The 2,878-nt window shown below is 52.2% G+C and carries 1 rRNA gene; it reads right to left on the bottom strand.

Annotated elements, in window-relative coordinates:
• Positions 1-2,858: ribosomal RNA gene (locus PSF28_RS23490) — 23S ribosomal RNA — on the bottom strand; the annotation flags it as partial.
• Between the last annotated feature and the right edge of the window lie 20 nt (positions 2,859-2,878).

Here is a 2,878-nt window from a genome sequence, read left to right as displayed (position 1 = left end):
GCTTACACACCCAACCTATCAACGTCTTAGTCTTAAACGTTCCTTTAGGACCCTTAAAGGGTCAGGGAAGACTCATCTCAAGGCAAGTTTCCCGCTTAGATGCTTTCAGCGGTTATCTCTTCCGCACTTAGCTACCGGGCAATGCCATTGGCATGACAACCCGAACACCAGTGGTGCGTCCACTCCGGTCCTCTCGTACTAGGAGCAGCCCCTTTCAATCTTCCAACGCCCACGGCAGATAGGGACCGAACTGTCTCACGACGTTCTAAACCCAGCTCGCGTACCACTTTAAACGGCGAACAGCCGTACCCTTGGGACCTACTTCAGCCCCAGGATGTGATGAGCCGACATCGAGGTGCCAAACACCGCCGTCGATATGAACTCTTGGGCGGTATCAGCCTGTTATCCCCGGAGTACCTTTTATCCGTTGAGCGATGGCCCTTCCATTCAGAACCACCGGATCACTAAGACCTACTTTCGTACCTGCTCGAGCCGTCACTCTCGCAGTCAAGCTGGCTTATGCCTTTGCACTAACCGCATGATGTCCGACCATGCTTAGCCAACCTTCGTGCTCCTCCGTTACTCTTTGGGAGGAGACCGCCCCAGTCAAACTACCCACCAGACACTGTCCGCACCCCGGATAACGGGGCTACGTTAGAACATCAAACATTAAAGGGTGGTATTTCAAGGTTGGCTCCACGCAGACTGGCGTCCACGCTTCAAAGCCTCCCACCTATCCTACACATCAAGGCTCAATGTTCAGTGTCAAGCTATAGTAAAGGTTCACGGGGTCTTTCCGTCTTGCCGCGGGTACACTGCATCTTCACAGCGAGTTCAATTTCACTGAGTCTCGGGTGGAGACAGCCTGGCCATCATTACGCCATTCGTGCAGGTCGGAACTTACCCGACAAGGAATTTCGCTACCTTAGGACCGTTATAGTTACGGCCGCCGTTTACTGGGGCTTCGATCAAGAGCTTCTCCTTACGGATAACCCCATCAATTAACCTTCCAGCACCGGGCAGGCGTCACACCGTATACGTCCACTTTCGTGTTTGCACAGTGCTGTGTTTTTAATAAACAGTTGCAGCCAGCTGGTATCTGCGACTGGCTTCAGCTCCATCCGCGAGGGACTTCACCTAGCGCCAGCGTGCCTTCTCCCGAAGTTACGGCACCATTTTGCCTAGTTCCTTCACCCGAGTTCTCTCAAGCGCCTGAGTATTCTCTACCTGACCACCTGTGTCGGTTTGGGGTACGATTAATGATAATCTAGAGCTTAGAGGCTTTTCCTGGAAGCGGGGCATGAGCTACTTCATCACCGTAGTGACTCGTCGTCGGACCTCAGCATGTAGTGAACCGGATTTGCCTAATTCACCTGCCTACATCCTTAAACCGGGACAACCGTCGCCCGGATAGCCTAGCCTTCTCCGTCCCCCCATCGCAATTATCACCAGTACGGGAATATTAACCCGTTTCCCATCGACTACGCATTTCTGCCTCGCCTTAGGGGTCGACTCACCCTGCCCCGATTAACGTTGGACAGGAACCCTTGGTCTTCCGGCGTGCGGGTTTTTCACCCGCATTATCGTTACTTATGTCAGCATTCGCACTTCTGATACCTCCAGCATACCTCACAGTACACCTTCACAGGCTTACAGAACGCTCCCCTACCCAACAATATTTACATATCGCTGCCGCAGCTTCGGTGCATAGTTTAGCCCCGTTACATCTTCCGCGCAGGCCGACTCGACCAGTGAGCTATTACGCTTTCTTTAAATGATGGCTGCTTCTAAGCCAACATCCTGGCTGTCTGAGCCTTCCCACTTCGTTTCCCACTTAACTATGACTTTGGGACCTTAGCTGGCGGTCTGGGTTGTTTCCCTCTTCACGACGAACGTTAGCACCCGCCGTGTGTCTCCCGTGATAACATTCTTCGGTATTCGTAGTTTGCATCGAGTTGGTAAGTCGGGATGACCCCCTAGTCGAAACAGTGCTCTACCCCCGAAGATGAGTTCACGAGGCGCTACCTAAATAGCTTTCGGGGAGAACCAGCTATCTCCCGGTTTGATTGGCCTTTCACCCCCAGCCACAAGTCATCCGCTAATTTTTCAACATTAGTCGGTTCGGTCCTCCAGTTAGTGTTACCCAACCTTCAACCTGCCCATGGCTAGATCACCGGGTTTCGGGTCTATACCCTGCAACTCATTCGCCCAGTTAAGACTCGGTTTCCCTACGGCTCCCCTATACGGTTAACCTTGCTACAGAATATAAGTCGCTGACCCATTATACAAAAGGTACGCAGTCACCCTGATAAATCAAGGCTCCCACTGCTTGTACGTACACGGTTTCAGGTTCTATTTCACTCCCCTCGCCGGGGTTCTTTTCGCCTTTCCCTCACGGTACTGGTTCACTATCGGTCAATCAGGAGTATTTAGCCTTGGAGGATGGTCCCCCCATATTCAGACAGGATAACACGTGTCCCGCCCTACTCGTCGAGTTCACAACACCAACACCTTCGGATACGGGGCTATCACCCTTTACTGCCGGCCTTTCCAGACCGTTCTCCTGATGCTAATGCTGATTAAGACTCTGGGCTGTTCCCCGTTCGCTCGCCGCTACTAGGGGAATCTCGGTTGATTTCTTTTCCTCGGGGTACTGAGATGTTTCAGTTCCCCCGGTTCGCTTCGTTTGACTATGTATTCATCAAACGATAGTGCAACGAATTGCACTGGGTTTCCCCATTCGGAAATCGTCGGTTGTAACGGTTCATATCACCTTACCGACGCTTATCGCAGATTAGCACGTCCTTCATCGCCTCTGATTGCCTAGGCATCCACCGTGTACGCTTAGTCGCTTAACCTCACAACCCGAAGGTGTCTT

The sequence above is a fragment of the Providencia sp. PROV130 genome, from assembly GCF_028482225.1.
Taxonomy (GTDB): Bacteria; Pseudomonadota; Gammaproteobacteria; order Enterobacterales; family Enterobacteriaceae; genus Providencia; species Providencia rettgeri.
Note: the sequence above shows the minus strand (reverse complement) of the source record. Positions and strands in the feature narration are given on the sequence as shown.